Annotated in this window: 24 protein-coding genes; 18 read left to right on the forward strand and 6 right to left on the reverse strand. The window is 61.6% G+C overall.

Annotation, left to right across the window (positions count from 1 at the left end; all coding sequences use genetic code 11):
* The 12 genes from QZV93_RS15895 to QZV93_RS15950 all read left to right on the forward strand — a co-directional run.
* Nucleotides 1-3,563, forward strand: a 3,563-nt coding sequence (locus QZV93_RS15895; protein ID WP_295559606.1) for a nitrate reductase subunit alpha, incomplete at its 5' end; no start/stop codon positions are given.
* Nucleotides 3,560-5,086, forward strand: a complete 1,527-nt coding sequence (gene narH, locus QZV93_RS15900; protein ID WP_295559607.1) for a nitrate reductase subunit beta — start codon at nucleotides 3,560-3,562, stop codon at nucleotides 5,084-5,086. The genes QZV93_RS15895 and narH, both read left to right, overlap by 4 nt.
* A complete protein-coding gene (narJ, locus tag QZV93_RS15905; protein WP_295559608.1) occupies nucleotides 5,086-5,787 on the forward strand; it encodes a nitrate reductase molybdenum cofactor assembly chaperone in 702 nt (233 codons plus the stop codon). Before narH ends, narJ begins: the two co-directional genes overlap by 1 nt.
* A 13-nt stretch (nucleotides 5,788-5,800) precedes the next feature.
* Nucleotides 5,801-6,577: a respiratory nitrate reductase subunit gamma gene (gene narI / locus QZV93_RS15910; protein WP_295559609.1), complete on the forward strand. Its 777-nt coding sequence runs from the start codon at nucleotides 5,801-5,803 to the stop codon at nucleotides 6,575-6,577.
* Between the two features lie 3 nt (nucleotides 6,578-6,580).
* The gene (locus QZV93_RS15915) at nucleotides 6,581-7,483 is read left to right on the forward strand and encodes a peptidylprolyl isomerase (RefSeq protein WP_295559610.1); all 903 of its coding nucleotides are present in this window, start codon (nucleotides 6,581-6,583) and stop codon (nucleotides 7,481-7,483) included.
* Between the two features lie 7 nt (nucleotides 7,484-7,490).
* Nucleotides 7,491-7,760, forward strand: a complete 270-nt coding sequence (locus QZV93_RS15920) for a hypothetical protein (RefSeq protein WP_295559611.1) — start codon at nucleotides 7,491-7,493, stop codon at nucleotides 7,758-7,760.
* Between the two features lie 731 nt (nucleotides 7,761-8,491).
* Nucleotides 8,492-8,788 (forward strand): DUF2282 domain-containing protein, encoded by a 297-nt coding sequence (locus QZV93_RS15925; RefSeq protein ID WP_295559612.1) that lies wholly within the window; start codon nucleotides 8,492-8,494, stop codon nucleotides 8,786-8,788.
* 10 nt (nucleotides 8,789-8,798) lie between these two features.
* Nucleotides 8,799-9,692, forward strand: a complete 894-nt coding sequence (locus tag QZV93_RS15930; RefSeq protein WP_295559613.1) for a DUF692 domain-containing protein — start codon at nucleotides 8,799-8,801, stop codon at nucleotides 9,690-9,692.
* Nucleotides 9,693-9,711: 19 nt separating this feature from the next.
* On the forward strand, nucleotides 9,712-10,476 hold the full coding sequence (locus QZV93_RS15935) for a DNA-binding domain-containing protein (protein WP_295559614.1): 765 nt from the start codon (nucleotides 9,712-9,714) through the stop codon (nucleotides 10,474-10,476).
* Nucleotides 10,473-10,928, forward strand: a complete 456-nt coding sequence (locus QZV93_RS15940) for a DoxX family protein (protein WP_295559615.1) — start codon at nucleotides 10,473-10,475, stop codon at nucleotides 10,926-10,928. Before QZV93_RS15935 ends, QZV93_RS15940 begins: the two co-directional genes overlap by 4 nt.
* A gap of 100 nt (nucleotides 10,929-11,028) precedes the next feature.
* The gene (locus QZV93_RS15945) at nucleotides 11,029-11,742 is read left to right on the forward strand and encodes a redoxin domain-containing protein (protein WP_295559616.1); all 714 of its coding nucleotides are present in this window, start codon (nucleotides 11,029-11,031) and stop codon (nucleotides 11,740-11,742) included.
* 67 nt (nucleotides 11,743-11,809) lie between these two features.
* The gene (locus QZV93_RS15950) at nucleotides 11,810-12,520 is read left to right on the forward strand and encodes a peroxiredoxin-like family protein (protein WP_295559617.1); all 711 of its coding nucleotides are present in this window, start codon (nucleotides 11,810-11,812) and stop codon (nucleotides 12,518-12,520) included.
* Between the two features lie 14 nt (nucleotides 12,521-12,534).
* On the opposite strand, the gene QZV93_RS15955 is transcribed toward QZV93_RS15950, so the two are convergent.
* Nucleotides 12,535-13,443: a LysR family transcriptional regulator gene (locus tag QZV93_RS15955; RefSeq protein ID WP_295559618.1), complete on the reverse strand. Its 909-nt coding sequence runs from the start codon at nucleotides 13,441-13,443 to the stop codon at nucleotides 12,535-12,537.
* 161 nt (nucleotides 13,444-13,604) lie between these two features.
* Between QZV93_RS15955 and QZV93_RS15960 the strand changes: the two genes are divergently transcribed.
* From QZV93_RS15960 to QZV93_RS15975, 4 genes are all read left to right on the forward strand, one after another.
* Complete coding sequence (locus tag QZV93_RS15960; protein ID WP_295559619.1) at nucleotides 13,605-13,814, forward strand: hypothetical protein; 210 nt, start codon at nucleotides 13,605-13,607, stop codon at nucleotides 13,812-13,814.
* A gap of 14 nt (nucleotides 13,815-13,828) precedes the next feature.
* Nucleotides 13,829-14,656: a 3-hydroxybutyrate dehydrogenase gene (locus QZV93_RS15965; RefSeq protein ID WP_295559620.1), complete on the forward strand. Its 828-nt coding sequence runs from the start codon at nucleotides 13,829-13,831 to the stop codon at nucleotides 14,654-14,656.
* Nucleotides 14,657-14,859: 203 nt separating this feature from the next.
* Nucleotides 14,860-15,345 carry a cupin domain-containing protein gene (locus QZV93_RS15970; protein ID WP_295559621.1) on the forward strand — a complete coding sequence of 162 codons (486 nt, stop codon included), beginning with the start codon at nucleotides 14,860-14,862 and terminating at the stop codon, nucleotides 15,343-15,345.
* Nucleotides 15,346-15,411: 66 nt separating this feature from the next.
* Nucleotides 15,412-16,623: an MFS transporter gene (locus tag QZV93_RS15975; RefSeq protein WP_295559622.1), complete on the forward strand. Its 1,212-nt coding sequence runs from the start codon at nucleotides 15,412-15,414 to the stop codon at nucleotides 16,621-16,623.
* Here QZV93_RS15975 and QZV93_RS15980 read toward each other — a convergent pair.
* The 3 genes from QZV93_RS15980 to QZV93_RS15990 all read right to left on the reverse strand — a co-directional run bounded on the left by QZV93_RS15980 (nucleotide 16,616) and on the right by QZV93_RS15990 (nucleotide 19,415).
* Nucleotides 16,616-18,187 carry a M12 family metallo-peptidase gene (locus QZV93_RS15980; RefSeq protein WP_295559623.1) on the reverse strand — a complete coding sequence of 524 codons (1,572 nt, stop codon included), beginning with the start codon at nucleotides 18,185-18,187 and terminating at the stop codon, nucleotides 16,616-16,618. The genes QZV93_RS15975 and QZV93_RS15980 overlap by 8 nt on opposite strands.
* A gap of 93 nt (nucleotides 18,188-18,280) precedes the next feature.
* Nucleotides 18,281-18,550 (reverse strand): hypothetical protein, encoded by a 270-nt coding sequence (locus QZV93_RS15985; protein WP_295559624.1) that lies wholly within the window; start codon nucleotides 18,548-18,550, stop codon nucleotides 18,281-18,283.
* Between the two features lie 163 nt (nucleotides 18,551-18,713).
* Nucleotides 18,714-19,415 carry a peroxiredoxin-like family protein gene (locus QZV93_RS15990; protein ID WP_295559625.1) on the reverse strand — a complete coding sequence of 234 codons (702 nt, stop codon included), beginning with the start codon at nucleotides 19,413-19,415 and terminating at the stop codon, nucleotides 18,714-18,716.
* Nucleotides 19,416-19,618: 203 nt separating this feature from the next.
* Here QZV93_RS15990 and QZV93_RS15995 point away from each other — a divergent pair, with 203 nt between their 5' ends.
* Entirely contained in the window at nucleotides 19,619-20,104 is a 486-nt protein-coding gene (locus tag QZV93_RS15995) for a DUF302 domain-containing protein (protein ID WP_295559626.1), read from the forward strand.
* A 16-nt stretch (nucleotides 20,105-20,120) separates the two neighbouring features.
* Nucleotides 20,121-21,377: a patatin-like phospholipase family protein gene (locus QZV93_RS16000; protein ID WP_295559627.1), complete on the forward strand. Its 1,257-nt coding sequence runs from the start codon at nucleotides 20,121-20,123 to the stop codon at nucleotides 21,375-21,377.
* 64 nt (nucleotides 21,378-21,441) lie between these two features.
* On the opposite strand, the gene QZV93_RS16005 is transcribed toward QZV93_RS16000, so the two are convergent.
* Together QZV93_RS16005 and QZV93_RS16010 are read right to left on the reverse strand one after the other, a co-directional pair.
* The gene (locus QZV93_RS16005) at nucleotides 21,442-21,876 is read right to left on the reverse strand and encodes an SET domain-containing protein (protein ID WP_363157258.1); all 435 of its coding nucleotides are present in this window, start codon (nucleotides 21,874-21,876) and stop codon (nucleotides 21,442-21,444) included.
* Nucleotides 21,840-22,412 (reverse strand): DUF1523 family protein, encoded by a 573-nt coding sequence (locus QZV93_RS16010; protein WP_295559628.1) that lies wholly within the window; start codon nucleotides 22,410-22,412, stop codon nucleotides 21,840-21,842. Before QZV93_RS16010 ends, QZV93_RS16005 begins: the two co-directional genes overlap by 37 nt.
* Nucleotides 22,413-22,861: the final 449 nt, after the last annotated feature.

A 22,861-nucleotide genomic window follows, 5' to 3' on the forward strand; every position in this document is an offset into this window, starting at 1 on the left:
AGATCTACGTCAAGGGCGGCATCGTCACCTGGGAGACCCAGCAGACCGACTATCCGCGCACGCGCCCCGACCTGCCGAACCACGAACCGCGCGGATGCGCACGCGGAGCATCCTACAGCTGGTACCTCTATTCGGGCGCGCGGGTGAAATACCCGATGATCCGCGGCCGGCTGTTGAAGCTTTGGCGACAAGCACGCGCGATGCTGCCGCCGGTTGCCGCTTGGGCGTCGATCGTCGAGAACGCAGAGCAGCGTCAGTCCTACATCTCGATCCGCGGACACGGTGGCTTCGTGCGCGTCACATGGGACGAGGTAAACGAGATCATCGCCGCCGCCAACGCCTATACCGTCAAGGCCCACGGGCCTGACCGCGTCATTGGTTTCTCGCCGATTCCGGCCATGTCCATGGTATCTTACGCTGCGGGCTCGCGTTATCTGTCGCTGCTCGGCGGCGTGTGCATGTCGTTCTACGACTGGTATTGCGACCTGCCGCCGGCCTCGCCCCAGACCTGGGGCGAGCAGACGGACGTGCCCGAGAGCGCCGATTGGTATAATGCAGGCTTCATAATCGTTTGGGGCTCGAACGTTCCCCAGACCCGCACGCCCGATGCCCACTTCTACACCGAAGTCCGCTACAAGGGCACGAAGAGCGCCGTCGTCAGTCCCGACTACGCTGAGGCGACCAAGTTTGCCGACATCTGGCTCAATCCGAAGCAAGGCACGGATGCGGCGCTGGCCCTGGCTATGGGGCACGTCATCCTGCGCGAATACCACCTTGACCGGCAGGTCCCATATTTCGACGACTACGCCCGCCGATACACGGACATGCCGTTCCTGGTGCGGATGGTCGAGCAAAATGGCCACCTCGTTCCGGAGCGATTACTGCGCGCTTCCGAGATCGAAGGCCAACTTGGCGAGACCAACAATCCGGAATGGAAGACCGTCGCGATCGACGAAGGAACGGACACGCTCGTCGCTCCGCTCGGCACAGTCGGCTACCGCTGGGGAGAGACGGCCAAGTGGAATCTCGAAGAGAAGGACGGCAAAGGCCGCGATACGCGCCTCAAGCTGACTCTGGCAGGTAAGGACGCGGAGATCGCCGCTGTCGACTTCCCCTATTTCGGCGGTCGCGCCAGCGAGCACTTCGTGGCCACGGAGCATGGCGAGATCTTGACGCGCAACGTTCCCGTGCGCCGCATCCCCCTTGCAGATGGCAGCGAGATCGCCGTCTCGACCGTCTACGATCTCATGATGGCCAACTACGGTCTCGACCGCGGATTCGGCGGCGAACGTGTGGCGAAGAGCTATGACGACGACGCGCCATTCACGCCCGCCTGGGCGGAGCGCATTACCGGCGTGAAGCGTGAAGCCATTGTCACAGTTGCGCGCGAGTTCGCCACCAACGCCGAGAAGACCAACGGCCGCTCGATGATCATCATCGGCGCGGGTATGAACCACTGGTACCACATGGATATGAATTACAGGGGAGTGATCAATCTCCTGGTGTTCTGTGGCGCCATCGGTCAATCGGGCGGCGGCTGGTCGCATTATGTTGGGCAGGAGAAGCTTAGGCCGCAGACGGGCTGGACGCCGCTTGCTTTCGCGCTCGATTGGGTGCGTCCCCCGCGCCAGCAGAATTCGACTTCCTTCTTCTATGCCCACACCGATCAATGGCGCTACGAGACGCTGACGGCAGCCGAGATCCTCTCGCCAACGGCGCCGAAAGGCGATTGGCACCAAAGCTTCATAGACTACAACGTACGCGCCGAGCGTATGGGCTGGCTACCGTCGGCGCCGCAGCTCAAGCAAAATCCGCTCGACATTGCGAAACGGGCCAAGGCCTCAGGCCTCGAACCCAAGGACTATGTGGCGCGCGGACTCAAATCGGGCGAGATCGAACTCTCGTGCCATGACCCCGATGATCCTGCCAACTGGCCGCGAAATATGTTCGTGTGGCGCTCGAACATCCTGGGCTCGTCCGGCAAGGGCCACGAATATTTCCTGAAGCATCTGCTCGGTACCCAAAATGGCGTAATGGGCAAGGACCTCGGATCCGAAGGAGCGGTCCGCAACAAGGAAGTCGTCTGGCACGACGACGCACCGCGAGGGAAGCTCGACCTACTCGTAACGCTCGACTTCCGCATGTCGACTACATGCGTCTATTCCGACATCGTGCTACCGACAGCCACTTGGTACGAGAAGAATGATCTCAACACGTCGGACATGCACCCCTTCATCCACCCGCTCTCCGCAGCTGTGGATCCGGCATGGGAGTCACGCTCGGATTGGGAGATCTATAAGGGCATCGCCAAAGCCTTCTCCGAGGTGGCCCCGGAAGCGCTCGGCGTCGAGGAGGATGTGGTCCTCACGCCCATTCAGCATGACACGCCGGCCGAGATCGCTCAGGCGCTCGATGTAAATGATTGGAAACGCGGCGAGGTCGAGCCTATCCCCGGAATGACCATGCCGGCAGTCGCGGTTGTCACGCGCGACTACCCTAACCTCTATGCCCGCTTTACGGCCCTTGGCCCGCTCATGACCAAGGTTGGCAATGGCGGCAAGGGTATCGCCTGGAATACGGAGCACGAGGTGGAGGCGCTCGCAGCCCTTAACGGCGTGCAGTCCAGCGGTGCAGCCAAGGGCCTGCCCAAGATCGAGACCGACATTGACGCGGCCGAGGTCATCCTGATGCTGGCGCCGGAGACCAACGGCGAGGTCGCCGTCAAAGCCTGGGATGCCTTGTCCAAGGCCACCGGCCGCGACCACGCTCACCTTGCGCTGCCGAAGGAAGACGAGAAGATCCGCTTCCGCGACGTGCAGGCGCAGCCTCGCAAAATCATCTCCTCGCCGACGTGGTCGGGCATCGAGAGCGAGAAAGTCTGCTACAACGCCGGCTACACCAACGTTCATGAGTTGATCCCGTGGCGCACCCTCACCGGCCGCCAGCAGCTCTATCAGGATCACTTGTGGATGCGGGCGTTCGGAGAAGGCTTCGTCACCTGGAAACCGCCGGTTGACCTCAAGACGATCCCCGCCGTTAGAGACAAACGTCCGAACGGCCACAAGGAGATCGCTCTCAACTTCATCACGCCACACCAGAAGTGGGGCATCCACTCGACCTATACCGACAACCTTTTGATGCTGACGCTGAACCGCGGTGGCCCGGTGGTCTGGATCTCCGAGACCGACGCCAAGTCCGCAGGCATCGTCGACAACGATTGGGTGGAGGTGTTCAACGCCAACGGCGCCCTCACCGCGCGCGCAGTCGTCTCGCAGCGGGTCAATGCCGGCATGATGCTCATGTATCACGCCCAAGAGAAGATCGTGAACACGCCGGGCTCCGAAATGACGGGCAACCGGGGCGGCATCCATAACTCGGTCACGCGAACGGTGCTGAAACCCACACACATGATCGGCGGTTACGCCCAACAGTCATACGGCTTCAACTACTACGGAACCGTAGGCTCAAACCGCGACGAGTTCATCGTCGTCCGCAAGATGGCGAAGGTCGATTGGCTCGAAGATCCGCTCACGGCCGAAGCGCCGAAGGAGGCCGCAGAATGAAGATCCGCGCTCAAATCGCCATGGTGTTGAATCTCGACAAGTGCATCGGGTGTCACACCTGCTCGGTCACCTGCAAGAACGTGTGGACCAGCCGGGAAGGCATGGAATACGCCTGGTTCAACAATGTCGAGACGAAGCCCGGCGTCGGCTACCCACGCGAGTGGGAGAACCAGAAGAAGTGGAACGGCGGCTGGCGGCGCAAGAGGAACGGCGAGATCGAGCCCAAGATCGGTGCTAAATGGCGCATCCTTGCCAACATTTTCGCCAACCCCGATCTGCCGGAGATCGACGACTACTACGAGCCGTTCACGTTCGACTACGAGCATCTGCACACCGCAAAGGAGTCGAAGGCGTTTCCGACCGCTCGGCCGCGTTCGGCCATCACCGGCCAACGCATGGAGAAGATTGAGTGGGGTCCGAACTGGGAGGAGATCCTCGGCGGCGAGTTCGAGAAGCGCTCGAGGGACGTGAACTTCGAAGGAGTTGAGAAGGAGATCTACGGCCAGTTCGAGAACACCTTCATGATGTACCTGCCGCGGCTGTGCGAGCACTGCCTCAATCCAGCCTGCGTCGCCGTCTGTCCCTCGGGCGCCATCTACAAGCGCGAGGAGGACGGAATCGTCCTCATCGACCAGGACAAGTGCCGCGGCTGGCGCATGTGCGTCTCGGGCTGTCCTTACAAGAAGATCTATTACAACTGGTCTTCGGGCAAGTCGGAGAAGTGCATCTTCTGCTATCCACGCATCGAAGCCGGCCAACCGACGGTCTGCTCGGAGACCTGCGTCGGCCGCATCCGCTATCTCGGTGTGCTCCTCTATGACGCCGACCGCATCGAGTCGGCCGCGAGCACGCCCGACGAGAAGGATCTCTACCAGGCCCAGCTCGACGTCTTCCTCGACCCGGAAGATCCCAAGGTTGTAGCGCAAGCGCGCGCCGACGGCGTGCCCGATGCCTGGATCGAGGCGGCAAAACACTCTCCCGTGTGGAAAATGGCCATGGATTGGAAGGTAGCCTTCCCGCTGCACCCAGAATACAGAACACTGCCGATGGTCTGGTACGTACCACCGCTGTCGCCCATTCAGTCTGCGGCCGCCTCCGGTAAAATGGGGTGCGACGGCGATATGCCGGACGTGCGCTCGCTCCGCATTCCGCTGCGCTATCTCGCCAATCTTCTGACGGCGGGCCACGAGGAGCCGGTGGCTCTCGCACTTGAGCGCATGCTCGCCATGCGCGGTTACATGCGGGCGAAGACGGTCGAGGGCCGCCTCGACGAGCGCATCGCTAGAAAGGTCGGCCTCACCGGCTCTGCCATCGAGGAGATGTACCAGGTGATGGCGATCGCCAACTACGAGGACCGCTTCGTCATCCCAACCGCCCACCGCGAGTGGAGCGAGGATGCGCAGGATCTGCGTGGCTCCTGCGGCTTCTCGTTCGGCAACGGCTGCTCCGGCGGAAGCACGGAGAATAATCTGTTCGCCACGAAGCAGGTCAAGAAAGCGCGTAATCCGATGGAGGTCGTGTGATGGTCATGACGTTCAAGGCTCTTTCGACGCTACTCTGCTACCCGAGTGAAGAGCTGCAGACCTCCGTCGTGAACATCTGTGAAGTGATCCGCTCCGAGCAGCTTGTGGATCGGACTGCCTGCTTCGATCTCGAGCAGTTCATTGCGGAGTTCCCGGGGGCAGACCTGTTCGAGCTTCAGGAGCGCTACGTCGAGCTCTTCGACAAAACGAGGCGTTTGTCGCTACACCTCTTCGAGCACGTCCACGGCGAGAGCCGCGACCGCGGACAGGCCATGGTCGACCTCGCTGCGCTCTACGAAGCCGGAGGGCTGATAATGGCCGCGAACGAGCTACCGGACTACCTGCCCCTCCTCCTCGAATACCTATCGACGCGGCCACTCGATGAGGCACGCGACCTTCTCAGGAATGCCATGCCCATCATTGTGACGCTTGAAGAGCGTCTCCAGCGACGCAATTCATCCTATGCGGCGGTCTTCTCTGCCATCCGCAGCATCTCAAAAGAGGAGCTCCCGGTCTCCGAGGTGGCTGGAACGGTAGAACCCGAACATCACGAAGCCAACGATCTCGCTGCACTTGACGCGGCCTGGGAAGAGACTGCCGTCACCTTCGGCCCGGGAGATGCCATGGACGGGTGCTCGGTCGATCGGCTCAGAATTCAAATGCGTGCCGCCCGCCGCGATGCACGCCACCCCACCGCCTGAAAGGGAGGGTTCGATGTCGGAATTCGTGAATGCGGCCTTGTTTGGCTGGTACCCGTATCTCTGTCTCACGGTCTTCCTGCTTGGCAGTCTCGTTCGTTTCGACCGAGAGCAGTACACTTGGAAGACGGGCTCCTCACAACTCTTGCGCAAGCGCCAACTCCGCTGGGGCTCGAACCTCTTCCATGTTGGCATTCTGGTGATCTTCGTCGGGCATTTCGTCGGGCTGTTGACCCCGATCTGGGTTTTCGATGCGCTCGGCATCAGTCACGGCTTCAAGCAGGGCCTTGCCATCGTGGTCGGCGGGATAGCCGGCATCGCCTGCTTCATCGGCATCACGCTCCTGGCTCACCGCCGCCTGTTCGACACACGCATCCGAGCCACATCGAGTTTCGGCGATATCGCCGTCCTCCTCCTTCTCTGGTTGCAGCTCACCCTCGGTCTCTCCACCATCTTCGTCTCGCTCCAGCACATGGACGGCCACGAGATGGTGAAGTTTATGAATTGGGCGCAGGGCATCCTCACCTTGCAACCCTCGGCTGCAGACTACGTGGCCAGCGTCCATCCGCTCTTCAAGGCGCATCTCGTCTTGGGCATGACGATCTTCCTTCTCTTCCCCTTTACGCGCCTCGTCCACGTCTGGAGCGCGCCCATCTGGTATCTCGGACGCCCAGGCTACCAGGTTGTCCGTACGCGCTTCGCCGAACGCCGGGCGCATGAGGCCGTAGCAGCTCTGCAGAGATCAACGCCTCTACGCGCGGGCGCTCGTCCCGAGCACCAGCTGGCGGAGTAGATCATGACAGCCATCGTCATCAACCACGCGGCTAAACGGACATCCGCGCCGACCAATTCGCACGAACACAGGCCGGCGCCCCGAAAAACCACGCCATCGCCCGAGCCAGTGGCCATGCCGGTGGTGAGCGTTAACGGCGTCGCGATCCCCCGCAAGGCGATCGCGGCTGAGGTGCAGAACTTTCCTGCCCGCAATCCCGGCGAGGGCTGGCGCGCCGCAGCGCGCGCGCTCGTTATCCGCGAGCTTCTGCTGCAGGAGGCGCGGCGCCTCGAGATCGTCGCGGAGCAAAAGACAGATAAGGATGGGCGCAAGGAAACTATCGAGGATGCATTGGTCCGTAGCCTCGTCGAGCGCGAGGTTCGTGTTCCGGTCGCCGACGATGAGGCACTCCAGCGCTTCTACTACAACAATCGCTGCCGCTTCGTCACGCCGACGCTTTACGAGGCAGACCACATCCTGATTCCGGCCAGGCTGGACGAAGTGCTATCCTTGGACGGGGCGCGCGAGAAGGCAACCACCCTCGCGAACGTCCTCGCCAGGAGGCCTGAGCTTTTCGCCTCACTCGCGCGCGAGCACTCGGCCTGTCCGTCCGGAAAGCTTGGCGGCAGCCTCGGCCAGATCGCTCCCGGAGAAACGACGCCGGAGTTCGAGGCCGCACTTGCCAAGCTCGGGCCCGGTACCATCTCCGCATCGGTCGAGACGCGCTACGGCGTTCATCTCATTCGCCTCTTAAGACGCATTGAAGGCCAGCCTCTTCCGTTCGAAGCCGTACGGGATCGCATCAAGCACTACCTCGAAGAGCACGTCCGCCGCCAAGCAACCGCGCAGTATATCGCCGTGCTGATCGGGCGGGCCGACATACGCGGCATCTCTCTCACCGGCGCTGAGACGCCGCTCGTGCAGTGAGGTCTCAATGCTCGGACGCCTGATCGACTCACTTGACGATCCCGAGACCGCGCTCGGCCTTCTTGCCGCGCTCGAAGAGCCCTTGCTCGTTGAACACCTAGCACTCACCGCTAGCTCTACCGGCCAGCCGGTTCCCGACGTCATCGCTTCGATCGTCAGAGGGTTCCTCGAGACCGCCTCAGACGACCATTGGGTTCAGCTCATCGGCATCATGAACCGCGCCGAGGACCCCGGGCTCGCAGCGCTGCGCGCCATTCTGACTAAGGCGCATCAATAGGCGGAGCTGTGAGTGAGACCGCTTACCCTCAAGGGATTCTTTATAAGTTCGCCACTGCACACGTCTTGCACACACCGCGCTCCAACCTACTGAAGAAAATAATTTTTCTTTCCAATCCATCATAGGGGCAATGCAGAATCTATGCGATTGAGATTGCAAGATTTTTCCTGTTCTATTCGCAGCTCGGCGTGCACGCGTTGAGCACGCCTGTGCCGCGCCATGTCGGGGCTTAGGTGACCTTCACTAAGCTACCCTCGGGCCATTGGCGAGTGCGGGACCGCCGCAAGGGTCAAAACGCCTCGCGCTGTTGCGGCTTAAGTCGAAAGCTGGGCCAGACCCGTCGAGGCTCAGAGCGAGATCAGCCGCGACAAGGGTATCGACGCCGTCCCGGTCGACACCAAGACCGCATTCGGCTTCACCATAGACTTGCATATCCCGAACCTCGCCAAGGTCGCAAAGCCGCTTGTAGCAAGGCGTTCAGCGGGCTGCAGCACACCCGCGCACCGGAATGGAGCGACTTTCTGGCCGGCGACAATGGATCGGTGAGCCGGCTGAAGGCGGTCTCGCCGCTTCATAGCACGCGGCTATGAAATCGAGACCGACCCGGCATTTCCGTCGGCTCGTCGCCGGAGCCACCATGCAGGGCGAAGCGGGCCACTGAACTCCCTCTTCTTGTGCACCACGCAGCGCCTCCGGCGCCACGTATTTTCTTTGCCAATCAGGAGATTAATATGACGACGCCTCTCAAGATCGCCTCGATCGCCGTCGCCGGCACGCTCGCATCGGCCTTTGCGATGGCAAGCGCTCCCGCCCAGGCCGCGGACGACATGGAAAAATGCTTTGGGATCGCCAAGGCCGGCCAGAACGATTGCGCCGCCGAGGGATCCAACTCGTGCGCAGGCACGTCGAAGGTCGACTTCGATCCGCACGGCTGGAAACTCGTCAAGAAAGGCACCTGCACCACGACGACCGTGACGCTGCCTGACGGGAAGGCTCGCACCGGCTCGCTCGAAGCGATCAAGGGCTGAGGCAAGCCACATGCGTCAGGACAGTCAGATTCGCGTCCTCCGTCGCTGGTCGCATGGACCGATCCCGGCTCGCGCCGGGGTCGGCCTCAAACCCGAGCACTACGAGTCTGTCCTCGAAACGCTTCCGGATATCGGCTGGTTTGAGGTCCACCCCGAAAACTACATGGGAGATGGCGGGGCGCCGCATTTCTACCTGTCGCGCGTGCGTGCGCGCTATCCCATTTCTTTTCACGGCGTGGGCCTGTCGATCGGCTCCGCTGGTCCCGTGGACAAGGCCCACCTCGCTCGCCTCAAAGCGCTGATGGCGCGCTACGAGCCGGCGATGTTCTCCGAGCACCTCGCCTGGTCGACCCACGACGGGGCGTACCTCAACGATCTCCTTCCGCTGCCCTACACGGCCGAGACGTTGAATGTCGTATGCCGCCATGTGGATGAGGTCCAGACCGCGCTCGGCCGGCGCATGCTGCTCGAAAACCCGTCGACCTATATCGCCTTCGCGCATTGCGAGCTGAGCGAAACGGATTTCTTGGGTGAGGTCGCGCGGCGCACCGGATGCGGGCTGCTGCTGGACGTCAACAATGTATTTGTGTCAGCCACTAACAACGGTTTCGACGCCGACGCCTATATCGACGCGTTCCCGGCGGCTCACGTCGGTGAAATCCATCTTGGCGGACATGCGGACGCCGAAGACGATACGGATGCTCCGCTCCTGATCGATGCCCACGACCGCGAGGTCAAGGATGCCGTGTGGGCGCTGTATCGACGCGCACTTTCGCGAACGAGTGCCGTACCGACGCTCATCGAATGGGACAACGATGTTCCCGCTTGGCCAGTCCTGCACGCTGAAGCCCGGCATGCGGACGCGGTGTTGAAAGAGAATGGAACCACCCATGCCAAGCCTTGAGCAAAACCAATCGGCGTTCGTGGCGGCGCTGCGCGAACCGCGGCAAGACCCTCCCTCGTTCATCGCGGAGCCTACGCCTCGGTCGTCGTTGCGGCGCTTCAACGTTTATCGCAACAACGTCTACGCAGGCCTAATCGGAGTGCTCGGGGCTAGATATCCGGCTGTCCAGAGGCTGGTGGGCGACGAGTTCTTCAAGGCCATGGCCCGGATTTTCATCGATGGTCATCCTCCGCATTCGCCGGTTCTCATCGAATACGGATCAGGTCTCGCAGAGTTTCTCAGAACTTTCGAACCGGCGGCCGACGAGCCCTATCTTGCCGATGTGGCCACTCTCGAATGGCGCATGCATCAGGCCCGCCACGCTGCGGATGCGATACCGCTGCACGCAAGCCATCTGATCCAGCTCGACGAAGGCAGCGCTGCTCGGCTGACGATCCGGTTGGCGCCCGCCGTTTCCCTGATTGTGTCGGAGTACCCGGTATTCTCCCTGTGGCGGGCCAACGCGAGCGACGAAGCATCGAGCGGCCATCAAACGTTCTCAGGCGCCGAGTGTGTGCTTGTGACCCGGCCTGATCTGATCGCGGAAGCCGTCCGGATTCCTCAGAGCAGCGCGATGCTCATCGCGGCGCTTCTGGAGCACAAACCGCTCGGGGCCGCAATCGGATCCGTGCTCGCAGTCGATCCCCATTTTCCGCTGCATCGAACTTTGGCGCTCCTGATCGCGCAGAAGGCGATTGCTGGCGTTGCATCCCAGGATGAGACTTTTGAGGAGACTCCATCATGATCTCTAAGCTCCAACGCATCGCTGCAATTCTCGAGATGATCCCTCACGATCTGATCGCGCTCGTCGCACGCATCTCTATCGGTACCGTGTTCTGGCGCTCGGCCATGACCAAGATCGACGGCCTTTCCATCAGGCCGTCGACCTTTTACCTGTTCGAGAACGACTACCGGCTGCCGCTGGTACCGCCTGAGCTTGCCGCCTATCTGGCGACGGCGACCGAGCTCACGATGCCACTCCTGCTTTGGTCGGGCTTGCTGACGCGCTTCGCAGCGACAATCCTGCTCGCTATGACACTCGTCATAGAAATTTTTGTCTATCCGAATGCCTTCGATACGCACGGTGTCTGGGCTGTGACGCTGCTCTACCTTATGAAATATGGTCCGGGACGCTTCTCGCTCGATCACGTCCTAGGCGGCTTTCTGGGCCGGACGCCCCTCTCGTTCCGTCCTTGAATAGCATCGTGCAGGCGGACAAGGATGCAGCAATCGCGGCTTCGGGGAGAAAAGGTGAGGCCTTATTCGGGGTCCGACGGAGAGAGCTAGGAATAAGAAATTGAAACAAACAACGACCCTGGCCGACGCTTTCGAGGAGATCTGCGCTTCCGAGGCCCCGCTCAACGAACGGCTCGCGGCCTACGCCGAGAAGCTGCGCGAGCTCAATTTTCCGTTCGCAGAAGCCTATGATGAGGTCGTTGCACGCGTGCTGGCCGGAGAGGTCGGGCAGATGGCGCCGGCGGTTGGGGAGCCCATGCCGGACTTCATCCTGCCCGGCAAGGACGGCCATCTCGTCAGCCTGGATGACGTCACCCAACATGGTCCAGCGGTGATCAGCTTCAACCGCGGCCACTGGTGCTCATTCTGCAAGATCGAGCTCAGGACCATTGCCGAGCATCACGAGGAAATAACGGCTTCGGGCGCCGTAATGGTCTCGATTATCCCGGACCGGCAGCAATTTGCCGGACCGTTGCACGCGCTCACGCTGGGAAAGATCCAGATTCTGACGGATGTCGACAACGGCTACGCCTTGTCCCTTGGGCTCGTGATGTGGATCGGCGAGCATCTCAAGGCATTGATGAAGGGCCGCGGCTATCACCTCGAAACATTTCACGGCAGCGATGGCTGGTTCATCCCTTTGCCGGCGACTTTTGTCGTCGATCAGAGCAAAATCGTGCTCGCCCGCTTCGTCGATCCTGACTTTCGCCGCCGCATGGAGATCGACGAGATCCTCGCGGCGTTGCGCTTACGGAAGGATTTTCACCCAGGCTGATCGGAACCGCTTAACGGTGAGTGGGACGAAGGCTAGACTGCGTACGCGCTCCTTGGGTTGATGCGATATGACGGAAAGAGGCCTTGCTGACGAGCTTGCAGCGTGCACGGAGCGCTGCCGTAACATGGACGCGCCGCTGTCCGACCGCTTGTCCGCGCTGGCAAGCGACGTGCGCCGTCTGGTCCCGGATTTTGCCGACGTGGTCGAGCGCATGATCGCGCGTCTTCAAGCGGCGGGTACAGGATCGGAAGCGCCGCAGCCGGGCGAGGCCATGCCGGATTTCCTGCTGCCGGACGAAAGTGGCCGGCTGCATTCGCTGCAGGATTACACGGCGCGTGGCCCGGTCGTTGTTGCATTTCACCGCGGTCACTGGTGCCCCTATTGCCGGATCAGTGCCACAGCGCTTGCGGAAGCCTACCCAAGAATAAAGCGGCTCGGCGCGGAGCTGGTTGCCATTACGCCCGAGGTGGAAAAGTTCAACGTCGAGCTCAAGACGGCGTCCGGGGCGCCGTTTCCGGTGTTGTCCGACATGGACAATGCCTATGCCATGATGCTGAACTTGGCGTTCTATATCGGGGACGAGAAGAAGCGGGAAATGTCCGCGTCCGGTCTGGACATCACGCCTTTCAACGATAGTGACGCGTGGACGCTCCCCATTCCGGCGACTTTCGTGATCGGGCGCGATGGTCTCGTCAAAGCCCGCTTCATCGATCCGGACTTCCGCAAGCGAATGGACGTCGAAGACATTCTTGCCGCGCTCTGGTCCGGCCGGGGCTGACGCGCTCGCAAGACCTAGGCGACCTTCGGCACGCCCTTCGGCACGTGGCGCTCGATTACGGACCAATCTGCAGCGCGCAGCATCTTGATGAGCGTGCTTGCGGCCATCGATCTCTGCCGGCCGGCCACTGCGTAGACGCAGACAGTGCGCTGCAAATCGAAATCGCTCAAATCGAGCGTCGTGAGACCGAGGGCGCGTGCCGAGCTTTCCGGCATGACACTGAATCCGATGTTGGGCTTGAGAAGCGCGACGACGTCATTCTCCGAGCACACCTTGTGGCTCTCGCTCCCAAACCCGATTTCGGCAAGAAACGCCGTTATTTCCGGGATGTGCTCACAATGCGTCCGGCTGACCAGGCGATCTTTGGCAATGTCCTCGGGCGTAACGGAGCCCTTGCGGGCCAATGGGTGATCAGGACCTACGACAAGTTTGTAAGGTTCGGTGAAAAGCGCCCAACTTTCGAGCCGCTCCCACGTTTCGCCGAGGTTTCCGGCGAGCGCCACCTCGATCTCGCCTTTCTTCAGGAGATCGGCGATTTCGGTGCCGGTTCCGCGCATGAATCGCAGCTCCAGGCCAGGTAAGGCGCGCACGAGCTCGGTGATGAACAAGATGAAAAGCGTGATGTCGACAGCAAGAGAAAGCCCGATGGACAGCGGGGCGACGGCGCCGGTTTTGATGGATTGCGCCAGAGATTTGGCGGTCATCGCGCTGTCGTAGCACTGCTGGAGCATGGGCAGCATGCGATGCCCGAGGTCCGTCAAGTGCGTGAGGTTGCGCTCGCGGCGGAAGAGATCGCCTCCGAGTTCCGCTTCAAGTTGCTTGATCGCGCGCGTGAGAGAGGGTTGTGCGACGTGACACTCTTCGGCTGCCCGGGTGAAGTTTAACACCCGGGCAACGGCGAGAAAGTATCTCACCTGATGCATTTCCATTGCGCGATCCCAACCGGCGGTTCCGACATCCTTTTAGGGCATGTCGTCATAGCACGGAGCTATCGAAACATAGCTCAAAGGGTATTTCAGCTCCAGGGGTGGCGACGGTTAGGGTTGGCGACATAGAAATCCGAGCAAGGACAAGGGAGGTCGACATGATGAAGAAGCTGGCACTCCTGACCCTCGACGAGGCACTTCGGCAGGCCGATGTGGCTTGCCCTTCGTTCGAGCGGCCGAAACTCGGAACCACGGTCACCCGCAGGCCGCCCGCCCCCTCCCTGGCGCGCCTGCCGTCCCGGACCCGGGAGTTTGTGCTCCCCCCACAGCTGCTCCCGGGTCCTTTTTCCATCTACGTCGCTCAATAGCGACAGAGGAGATCATGATGCAGGAATTGATTGCGTCTCGCAGCTTCGGATCTGTCGGTCTCGGGCTTGCCGGTAAAGCGGCCATCGTCACCGGCTCCACAAGCGGCATTGGCCTCGGCATCGCCCGTGCGTTTGCGGCAGCGGGGATGAATGTGATGCTGAACGGCCTCGGTGCCACGGATGCCGAAGACATTCGGCGCGATCTCGGGCGCGAATTCTGCGTTATGACGGCCTACTCGGGCGCCGACATGTCGAAGCCGGAGCAGATCGCTGCGATGTTCGACGACGCCGTCGCGCGCTTCGGCAAGGTGGACGTGCTCGTCAACAACGCCGGCATTCAGCACGTGGAGGCCATCGAGACATTTCCGCCGGCGAAGTGGGATCAGATCATTGCCATCAATCTATCCGCTGCGTTCCATGCCATCCGCGCCGCCGTGCCGGGGATGAAGTCCCGCAAATGGGGCCGCATCATCAATGTGGCGTCCGCGCATGCGCTGGTTGCCTCTCCATTCAAGTCCGCCTACGTGACGGCGAAGCACGGCATCGTCGGGCTCACCAAGACCGTCGCGTTGGAGACTGCGGAATTTGGCATCACAGCCAATGCCATCTGTCCCGGTTATGTGCTGACGCCTCTCGTCGAGAAGCAGATCCCGGAAACCGCACGGGCTCGTAATCTGACCGAAGACCAGGTAATCCGCGACGTGTTGCTCAAGGCGCAGCCGACCCGCCGTTTCGTCACCACCGAGGAGATCGGTGCGCTCGCCGTGTTTCTGGCGACGGATGCCGCTCAATCGATCACCGGTGCGGCGCTGCCGGTAGAGGGTGGTTGGACCGCCCAATAAGCGCCTCTGTGTTGCCAAGCCTGAGCCGCGCTTCGCTTCAGCGAGGCGCGGCTTTTTTTGTGCGCAATGCCGGCTCCGATAGCCCAAAGCTATCGAATAGAGGCCGATGCGATATTTCAAAAACTGCATGCCTTCGCGGCATTCTCTCCGTGCTAGCGGGGCTTCTCGGCTCCGTTCCCCAAGCTCAATCACGGAGAGAGCCCATGACCCCCATCGACCGCACGACACTTTTCGCCATTTCCGTCGCCACCATGCTGTCCGGCATGCTGCTGTTCGGCGCGACGATCGCCACCGCCGGCGAATGCCCCGCCGATAAAGTCACCGACAACGGCCAGAAGGCCGGCGCCACGGCGCACAAGGACGTTGCTGAGAAGTTGCTCGGCCAGATCGATCTTTCGAAGGAGAAAGTCGCCGTCGCCGGTCATCACTTCCGCATGCGCCGGCTCGACATTCAGCCCGGCGGAGAAGTCGCCTGGCACAGCCACGAAGATCGTCCGGCGCTGATCTACGTCGTCTCCGGAACGATCACCGAATATTCGAGCCACTGCGCAGTTCCCATCGTGCACAGCACCGGAGAGCTTTCCGTCGAGCAGACGGGTCTTTCCCACTGGTGGAAGAATACCTCGAAGAAGCCCGTCGTGCTGATCTCAGCCGATATCGCTGCCGATCCCGAAGCCAAAGGCATGTAGTGCCATCCAATGTGTTGCCGGCAGCGGATGCTGCCGGCATCTTCTTTTCTGGGAGCAAATTCGGCCATGCAAGACCGATCCGCGCTGATGCCGCCGGGCGCCCAAGTCGGCGGAGCGGACATTCCGCGTCTGTTCCTCATCGCGGGCATGGCCTTTCTTACGGTGGTCGACCTGTTCGCCGCGCAGGCCTTGCTGCCGACGCTCAGCAAGCACTACGGCGTCCCCCCGGCGGCCATGGGACTTGCCGTCAACGCCTGCACCCTTGGAATGGCTGTCGGCGGCCTCGGCGTGGCGTTGCTCGGACATCGGATGCCACGCAGGTCCGGAATTGTGGTCAGCTTGCTTCTGCTCGCTGTGCCGACCGTGCTGCTCGCAATCGCACCCAACCTCATGGTCTTTTCGGCTCTGCGCGTGGCCCAGGGCCTCGCCATGTCTACGGCGTTCGGCCTGACGCTCGCGCATCTCGGAGAGCGCTACATGGCGGAGAGCGCCGCGAGCGCATTCGCCGCATACATAACAGGCAATGTCGCAAGCAATCTCATAGGGCGGCTGATCGCAACCGCTGTTACCGATCATGCCGGTCTTTCTACCGCCTTCGGTGTATTCGCGCTCCTGAACCTCAGCGGAGCGGTGCTGGCCTTTCTCACCATCAACCGGGTTCCGGAAGGGCTGCCCATGGCCAACGCCGAAGAAGCGGACAAGAGCGCGTTCGATCACTTTCGCGATCCCGCTCTGCGCTCCGGCTTCATCATCGGATTCTGCATCCTGTTCGCCTTCATCGGCACCTTCACGTACATCAACTTTGAGCTCGTCAAGCCGCCGCTTTCGCTCGGGATGATGGGGCTCGGTGTCGTCTATTTCGTCTTCCTTCCGTCGATCGTGACGACGCCCCTCGCCGGGCGCACCGTCAGCGCGGTCGGGGTCAGACCTGCTCTTTGGGGCGGGCTTGCTTTGGCGGGCGCCGGCCTTCCCATGCTGCTCGCGCCCAGTCTCGGCCTCGTGTTAGGCGGCATGGTCCTCGTCGCCGTGGGCACATTCTTTGCGCAAGCGGTTGCCACAGGATTCGTCAGTCGCACGGCATCCCACAACAAATCCGCTGCCAGCGGCATCTATCTCGCGAGCTATTTTCTTGGCGGGCTCGCCGGCAGCGCGGTGCTGGGGCGACTCTATGAGGATATCGGATGGAACGCCTGCGTCGCAGGCATCGGCCTGGCGCTTGCGCTGGCGGCGGGTCTGACGTTCAAGCTGCGCCGTCGCTCGCCGCAGCCGCTCACCTGAAGGCCGCCACGCGCGCGGCTTCCTCGGCGATGACACGGGCGTTGTCGCTTATATCGTCACCGGCCGGCACGCCCTTGATCTTGATGGCCGGGCTCGACCACACGGGAATGCGCGCACAGCCATCGCAGCTCTCCTTATAACCCATCATGGTCCGCCACTCCTTGCCGTGCACGAAGCCGTGCCCATAGGTGAACGGTTGCATGCTGGTGTCGAGGGCCGGATCGTGCCGGGCGCCGATCAGATGCCCGATCTCATGGCCAAGCGAATATGAGGTCGCGGCGCAGCCTTGATCGACCACGGCGAAGGCCCGGTTCTCGGGCGCGCGGATCTGTGCCGCAAGTCCGCATCCCATCGCGTCATCGACGATCAGCACCGCGACGTCGGCATGGTATTGATCGCGGATCGCGTGCACCTCATCCATGATGCCGTCGCCTTTGTCGGCAAAGCGGAAGACGTGGTTGAAGTGACTGCCGTTCTCGACATAGTCGGTTTCGTAGGCGTGCACCAGCTCGAGCCTCACATGGCCGAGGCCCGAGTTGCGGAACGACTGGTTCGCGTCTTCGATGGCGAGGGCGATCAAATCGCGCTCGATGTCGCCGTAGAAGCGGGCGGCTGCCTTGGTATAAGCGACCAGCACGTCGATAACGATTTCGGGCCGCGCACTCGCGTCGTGAAAATGGCCCCCGCTGATGGCATTCGGACCGAGCACGGCAACGCGCTCCTGCGTGCCAGGTGCGTCCTCACGATCGCGCGAATCCTTCTTGCGCTCGAGCATGCTCGCATCGCCCTGTTCGACGAGGGGATCCTTCGACATGCCCATGTCTTGCTTGTGCTTCTCGGTCATCGGCGCGTGCTCGGGCGGCAGCTTGTCGGGGGCGAGCTCTATGATGCCGTGCATCCCGCCGCCGAGACTGCGTACCGAGTAGATGTGCCCCTTGTACGTTACGCTGCCGCTCAGACGCCCGTCGACCCACCAGATCAGCGTCACCGGCTCATCCGTTCCTTCGACGGTTCCATGCCAGGCGTAACCGTCCTTCGTCTTATGGACGCTGGTGCGGTGCGCCGAAACCGCCAGGTGCTCGGTGAGCTGGATGACGAGACTGGATCGCTCCGCGCCATCCCCAGCTCCCATGCCGTTCGTCAACGCATACTCGAGCATTTGCGACGGCGGCAGTGCCATCATGGTCATGCCCATCACGGGAGCTTGGCGCATCGCATCATGCATCATGGCTTTTTGCTCGGCCGTCATGGACGGCTGGCTTTGCATCGGGGCGAAGGCGTGGTTCCAACTCTCTCCAAGCGCGTTCACGGTTATGCCGTGGCGGGATGCAGCTTCCTTGAGTGCGGCGATACGGTCCGTGGGCACGGTCCACATTTCGGCGCCGGTCATGGCTAAAGACTCCGTGTGCTCCGGTCCGGCGATGCGCTTTAGATCGGCATAGTCACTGGTGGATTTCGCCGGCAGGTTTGACAGCACGACTCCGGTCGCATCGGCCGCGTGCGTCGATCCTGTTGCAAGAAGCACGGCGGCGATGGCAAGGCGGATCGTTCTTAAGGCGTGCATGGATCGGTCCTCCACTCGAGCGGTGTTGATACGCAAGTGGGCCTCCCGGCGAATGTGCCGGGAAGCCCGCCTCAGGTCGGGAGGAAGGACGGCTTACTTGCCCGACTTGGTCTTCATGTCGTTGATGATCTGGTCCCAGACGCCATGCGGCGAGAAGTTGTCGCCGGCGGCGCAGGAATTGTAGGCGTCGAGCGACTTGCGGACCGCGTCGGCAAGCTCGTAGCCGGTCATCTTGTCGACGTAGACCGACATCTTGCTGAGAAAGTCCTTGTAGCCCGCATCGCAATCGGGCTTGGCGGCGAATGCGGGAGCGGAAAACGCGACCAGCGTGGCGGTGAGAAGTGCGAGGGAAATGCTCTTCATGGGAATCTCTCCTGTTCTTAGGTTGGCCGCGGCGCGAGGCCTTGCGGTTGAGGAGAAAGCTACCGATCCGAGCGCTTGCGCTGAAATGCCGTTCCGGTCTGGAATTGATAGCCAGCGGCTATTCCAAACGATGAAACCGGCGGAGACGTGCCACGTAGGCCGGTCATTCCGCCAGGCTGTCGACCGCCGCCATGATGTCGTCGATCTCCATGCGGCGCCGAAAGTCCGGATCGACGTAGCGGGCAGCGATACGCCCATTGCGGCCGACCACGAACGTGGCAGGAATCGGCAGGAACCAGCTCTCGCTGTCCTGATACCTTTCGAGATTCAAGCCGTGCTGCAGGTAGATCGCGCGCACACGCTCGCCGAGCCAAATGACGAGGCCGGCATCCAGCGCATAGCCATTGTCCATGTCCGACAGTATCTCGAACCGGCCGCCGCACGCGGCGCGGACATTTTGCACGAATTCGCGCGTCTCCGGCATGATCGAAACGACATTTACGCCTTTGGCGACGAGCGTGTTCAGGGCCTGAGTAAGGGCCGATATCTCGATCGCGCAATACTCGCACCAATGTCCCCTGTTGAAGCTGATGACGGCGGGGCCAGTGCTGAGCAGCGCGTCGAGCGATACGAGGCGACCTCCGCTGCCGGGAAGCAGGAACGGAGGCATCAGGTCGCCGACTTTCGGTGAGCCGGCGCCGGCTTCACCGGCCTCGAGGCGCGCGACGAGATCGTCATAGGCCTCGGCAAACGGCAGGCTTAGCTCGCGTACCGCGTCGCTGAAGTCCTGCAAGCGCTCTTTCAAGGGCCCTTCCCGCGCGCAGATCTCGCGGAACACCTCTTCGATTGTACGGGCATTCGTCATGCATCAACCCAGCATGTGCAGGAATGGGCAACCACTTCGCTCATCCAGATAAACCTCGAATCCGAACTCGGGCAATCGAGGATCCGATAGCGGGCTTCTATGGATACACGAGCCATTCGCTATTTCAGCTCCGCAGCCTGATTGGCCATCCTCGCAAGCGACATTCGTTACCGCCTTCGGCCTCGCTTTCAAGGAGAATAGCCATGAAAACTCGCGTCTCGCAGCTCATCACCGTTGTCACGCTGGCCATTGCCACATCTTGGTTCGCCGTCACGCAGGTCACCGCGGCCGCGCCGTCGGACGGCATCGTCAAGGTTAAGAGCGCCTACGGCGTCGACGAGACCGTCACGCGCCTCAAAGCCGACATCGAGAAGAAGGGGATCAAATTCTTCATGGCGGTGGACCAGTCCCAACTGGGCGCAGAGGCCGGCATCGCTCTCAACCGCTCGACACTCCTCATCTTCGGCAATCCGCCACTCGGAATACAATTTCTGACCTCGAACCCGAATGCCGGTCTCGACTGGCCGGTGCGTCTGCTCGTGAACGAGGACAGCCATGGGCAGGTGTGGGCGGTCTATACGGATTTCGCCTGGATCGCACACCGGCACGGCATCGAGGATCGCACCGCCCAGTTCAAGATGGCATCCGAGGTCATCGCTTCGATCACGTCCAGCGTCGCAGCAAAGTAGCCGAGCGGAGCCGAAAATGAGCGACACGAGGAACGGAAAGCCGGCCGGGCAAGCGATCAGCCCTGTCTCCGGACACGGCCAGATCGTGATCGTCCTGCAAGGTGGCGGCGCGCTCGGCGCGTATCAAGCCGGTGTCTACCAGGCCCTTCACGAAGCGGGAGTCGAGCCGGATTGGATTGTCGGCACATCGATCGGCGCAATCAACGCGGCGCTTATCACCGGAAACGAGCCCGGCGCCCGGGTGGATGCGCTCCACGAGTTCTGGCAGCGCATGACGCACAAATCCGCATTGAATGCATTGAGCGGCTGGCCGCAGTTGGCTCAGACGCTCTCCTATTGGTCCACCGTGTGCAACGGAATTGGTGGGTTCTTCGAGCCCAATCCCGCAGCCTTTTGGGGTCCGCACGTCGCGTTGGGGGCCGATCACGCCGGATACTATTCAACCGCGCCGCTCGAGCGAACGCTTTCGGAGCTGGTTGACTTCTCGATCATCAACCGCAAGAAGGTGCGGCTCACGGTCGGCGCGGCTCACGTGCGGACGAGTCAGATGCGCTATTTCGACAGCCGTGAGACCGAGATCGGCGTGAAACACATCGCCGCCTCCGGTGCCCTGCCACCCGCATTTCCGGCCGTGCGCATCGACGGCGATCTCTATTGGGACGGCGGTATTCTTTCGAACACGCCGAGCGAGGTGATCTTTGAGGATAACCCGCGCCGCAGCTCCCTCATTTTCGCCGTGCATCTCTGGAACCCGATGGGCGGTGAGCCATCCACCATGTGGGAGGTGATGCATCGGCAGAAGGACATCCAGTATTCGAGCCGCGTGGCGACACACATCAACCGCCAGCTGCAAACACACCGCTTGCGCCACATCATAAAAGAGCTGGCCGGATACGTGCCGGCGGATGTGCGCAACAGCCCTGCCGTACGAGAACTCGCGAGTTATGGATGTCCGACCCGGATGCATGTCGTGCGGCTCTTGGCGCCCAGCCTCGATCACGCTGACCACACGAAGGATGTCGATTTCAGTCCATCCGGTGTGCGGCGGCGCTGGAGCGCAGGTTACGCCAACACCATGCGGGCCCTCGAGCAGGCGCCGTGGCAAGGCGACTTCGATGCCCTCGACGGGGTTGTGCTGCACGAAATAGCGGAGGGCACCAGACCAGAGACGGTCGAAAACCCCCGCGAGTCCACGGACGACACGCCAGTTCGCATCGAAGTCGCGCGCGACGATCGCATCTCCGCTGAATCACGCTCCAACTGGCGTACCTAGCGCTATTTGACCTCGCCATCGACAGCGGCCGCGCCATGCCGGCACGGATACGCCTTACGGGCATTCACGGCTTGAAACACTTGGCGCAGCGACAGCTCCCCGCCAGATGCATCTCGAAATACTCTTGACCGTAGTCGTAGGTGAGTTCTTCGCCAGGCTCGATCTTGCGGAGCGCGAAGACATACACGCGACGCATGCGGATATCGATCTCGCAGTTCGGTACGCAGGAGTGGTTGATGAAGCGAGCGGTATTGGCCGGGATGTTCCCGTCGATCATGCTCTTTTCGCTCGTCCAAAAAAGGTACTTCCCGCGATTCTCCTTTATCTGCTTTGCGGTGGCTGGGCGTCCGAGATATTCGATGACGCATGACCCCTTAGGTATGCGCTCATCCGCGAAAAGCCCTCTGCCACTGAGCGACCGGCGGACCGCAAGACGAAAGGTCGCAGGTGCGAAGCGCCGAGTCATTCCGACGTCTTGCCGTCCGACGAAGCGCTCCATCGGTGCAGCCTGATGAAACCGTAGAAGTAGCCGAGCCAGAGAACGACGGAGAGGCCGTAGAAAAGGATGGTCCTCACTGACCATAGCGGCCAGGAACCGGTGGCACCGATGGCGATCACGTTGGGGTAGAACGAGAAGAGGGTGGAGCGCCACCCGTTCCACATCAGGGTTGCTTCTGTTTTGCGAGCCTCGACGGTCTTTGCGTCATTGAAGACCCGGTCGCTATTGCGTTTCAGCCACCACCAGGAATCTTCGTTGATCAGCTCGAGGCCCCGATCGGACCGGTTGCGCATATAGATGTATTGGATGTCGCTCGTATTGCCGCGCGCATCGGGATCACTGCGGCGGACTTCCGTGCCGGTTACAAGTCCGGTCGTCCATGTGGGGCGCGCGTATTCCCACGCGAACCATAATGGGAGCCCCACGACGATCGACGCGACGGCGAGAATCGCCCCTCCCCTGCGCCATAGGACGTAGGCGAGCACACCGATCGCGAGCAGAACGATGTAGCCGTAAGACATCCAGGCCTGGAGCATGCCTCAAACCTCACTTTGATCGGTCGACGCGGACGAGCCGCCACAGCCCACCGATGACGGTCGCATCACGATAGGATGCTGCGAGCCGGACTCGCGCGCCTGCCGAATCTTGTTACCCACTCGACGTTGCAAGCTCAAGCGGGCATCGGCGATGGCTGCGACGCACCGGTTTCGCCCCCTTCTGCAAGATTGCAGCGGATGATCCGCGATGGCTTCCGATAAAGGTGTAACCGACGGACATGACGTCACGCACTCGAATGTGACACCAGCCCGCCCAGCTGCCCGTCGACCCACTCGGCCAACTCAAAATTTCAAATGATCGCCAACGCCTTGCGCGCGCAACGACGACGTCCGCGTCGTTATTCCCGATTTGGCATAGCGCTTGCTGACACCGGCGTGTCCGGGATTTTCGGAGACCCGGATCAACCGATAAAATTTCCAGGGAGCGA

Origin of the sequence: uncultured Hyphomicrobium sp. (assembly GCF_902826555.1) — a bacterium.
Classification (GTDB): Bacteria; Pseudomonadota; Alphaproteobacteria; order Rhizobiales; family Hyphomicrobiaceae; genus Hyphomicrobium_C.

Bases quoted from the DNA above. Each gene is read 5' to 3' on its own strand.
- QZV93_RS15925 (WP_295559612.1), top strand. From the start codon at position 8,492: ATGACGACGCCTCTCAAGATCGCCTCGATCGCCGTCGCCGGCACGCTC.
- QZV93_RS15915 (WP_295559610.1), top strand. From the start codon at position 6,581: ATGACAGCCATCGTCATCAACCACGCGGCTAAACGGACATCCGCGCCG.
- QZV93_RS15965 (WP_295559620.1), top strand. From the start codon at position 13,829: ATGATGCAGGAATTGATTGCGTCTCGCAGCTTCGGATCTGTCGGTCTC.
- narI (WP_295559609.1), top strand. From the start codon at position 5,801: ATGTCGGAATTCGTGAATGCGGCCTTGTTTGGCTGGTACCCGTATCTC.
- QZV93_RS15930 (WP_295559613.1), top strand. From the start codon at position 8,799: ATGCGTCAGGACAGTCAGATTCGCGTCCTCCGTCGCTGGTCGCATGGA.
- QZV93_RS15940 (WP_295559615.1), top strand. From the start codon at position 10,473: ATGATCTCTAAGCTCCAACGCATCGCTGCAATTCTCGAGATGATCCCT.
- QZV93_RS15920 (WP_295559611.1), top strand. From the start codon at position 7,491: ATGCTCGGACGCCTGATCGACTCACTTGACGATCCCGAGACCGCGCTC.
- QZV93_RS16000 (WP_295559627.1), top strand. From the start codon at position 20,121: ATGAGCGACACGAGGAACGGAAAGCCGGCCGGGCAAGCGATCAGCCCT.
- QZV93_RS15985 (WP_295559624.1), bottom strand. From the start codon at position 18,550: ATGAAGAGCATTTCCCTCGCACTTCTCACCGCCACGCTGGTCGCGTTT.
- QZV93_RS15960 (WP_295559619.1), top strand. From the start codon at position 13,605: ATGATGAAGAAGCTGGCACTCCTGACCCTCGACGAGGCACTTCGGCAG.
- QZV93_RS15970 (WP_295559621.1), top strand. From the start codon at position 14,860: ATGACCCCCATCGACCGCACGACACTTTTCGCCATTTCCGTCGCCACC.
- QZV93_RS16010 (WP_295559628.1), bottom strand. From the start codon at position 22,412: ATGCTCCAGGCCTGGATGTCTTACGGCTACATCGTTCTGCTCGCGATC.
- QZV93_RS15955 (WP_295559618.1), bottom strand. From the start codon at position 13,443: ATGCATCAGGTGAGATACTTTCTCGCCGTTGCCCGGGTGTTAAACTTC.
- narJ (WP_295559608.1), top strand. From the start codon at position 5,086: ATGGTCATGACGTTCAAGGCTCTTTCGACGCTACTCTGCTACCCGAGT.
- QZV93_RS15980 (WP_295559623.1), bottom strand. From the start codon at position 18,187: ATGCACGCCTTAAGAACGATCCGCCTTGCCATCGCCGCCGTGCTTCTT.
- QZV93_RS16005 (WP_363157258.1), bottom strand. From the start codon at position 21,876: ATGGAGCGCTTCGTCGGACGGCAAGACGTCGGAATGACTCGGCGCTTC.
- QZV93_RS15990 (WP_295559625.1), bottom strand. From the start codon at position 19,415: ATGACGAATGCCCGTACAATCGAAGAGGTGTTCCGCGAGATCTGCGCG.
- narH (WP_295559607.1), top strand. From the start codon at position 3,560: ATGAAGATCCGCGCTCAAATCGCCATGGTGTTGAATCTCGACAAGTGC.
- QZV93_RS15995 (WP_295559626.1), top strand. From the start codon at position 19,619: ATGAAAACTCGCGTCTCGCAGCTCATCACCGTTGTCACGCTGGCCATT.
- QZV93_RS15975 (WP_295559622.1), top strand. From the start codon at position 15,412: ATGCAAGACCGATCCGCGCTGATGCCGCCGGGCGCCCAAGTCGGCGGA.
- QZV93_RS15950 (WP_295559617.1), top strand. From the start codon at position 11,810: ATGACGGAAAGAGGCCTTGCTGACGAGCTTGCAGCGTGCACGGAGCGC.